This is a genomic window from Streptomyces sp. NPDC096040 (assembly GCF_040303265.1).
Taxonomy (GTDB): Bacteria; Actinomycetota; Actinomycetes; order Streptomycetales; family Streptomycetaceae; genus Streptomyces.
Genome location: NZ_JBEOTA010000105.1, coordinates 1 through 1127, shown reverse-complemented (window position 1 = coordinate 1127; position 1127 = coordinate 1). Strand labels below are relative to the sequence as shown.

Sequence of the window (1127 nt, the reverse complement as noted above, 5' to 3'; positions counted from 1 at the left end):
GACTCTGCTGCTCAATTCCGTGCGGGGTGACGGTGGGCGCGGGATGATCGTCCGTGCGGCTGTTGTCCTGTCGTGCGGCCGTGGGGGTGATGCGGGTGTCGATGCGGCCGAAGGGGCTGCCGGAGGTTCCGGTGCAGACCGCGGCGGTGGCCCGGGCGGCGTTCCCGCAGGGGAGCCTGGCGATGCGGGTGCGTGATCGGCTCGCGGAGGTCTTCGCCGACGAGCCGTTCGCCGACGCGTTCGGGGTGCGCGGTGCCCCGGGACTGTCACCGGGGGTGTTGTCGCTGGTCACGGTGTTGCAGTTCGCCGAGGACCTGACCGACCGGCAGGCGGCGGCGATGGCGGTGCGGGCGATCGACTGGAAATACGCGCTCGGGGCCGAGTTGACGGACACGGGCTTCGATGCCAGCGTGCTGAGCCGGTTCCGCAGCCGGCTGTCCGGGCACGGCATGGAACGTGTGGTTTTCGACCGGCTCCTGGAACACTGCAAGGACGGGGGCCTGGTAGCCGCCGGGGGCAAACAGCGCACCGATTCCACCCATGTGATCAGCGCGGTGCGGGACTTGAACCGTCTGGAGCTCGCCGGGGAGAGCGTGCGGGCGGCCCTGGAGGCCCTCGCGGTCGCGGCACCGGCCTGGCTGGCCGGACAGGTCGATGTGGCCGAGTTCGCGCACCGCTACGGGCCGAGAGTGGACGGCTGGCGCATGCCGTCCTCGCAGACGAAACGCGACCGGCTCGCACAGGTCTTCGGCCAGGATGCCCTGGCCCTGTGCCGGGCCGCCTGGGCCGCCGACACCCCGGTGTGGATCCGCGAGATCGAGGCGGTGGGTCTGCTGCGGCAGATCCTTGTGCAGACCTACTACCTGCACACCGACACCCGGGGACGGGAGGTGATCAAAAAGCGGGACGCCGACGACGAGGGCGTCCCGCCCGGCCAACTCCGCCTGGCCTCCCCCTACGACCCCGATGCCCGCTGGGCGGCCAAGGGCGACGACCTGTTCTGGATGGGCTACAAGGTCCACCTCACCGAAACCTGCGACACTCCCGCCGAAGCCGAAGCCGAAGCCGAAGCCGAAGCCGAAGCCGAAGCCGAAGCCGAAGCCGAAGCCGAAGCCGAAGCCGAAGCC

At 70.6% G+C, this 1127-nt stretch carries 1 protein-coding gene; it reads left to right on the top strand.

Going from position 1 to position 1127, the window contains the following annotated elements; genetic code table 11:
- Window positions 1–101: 101 nt before the first annotated feature.
- The coding region (locus tag ABTY98_RS42195; RefSeq protein WP_352226477.1) for a transposase at window positions 102–1127 on the top strand (1026 nt) is incomplete at its 3' end.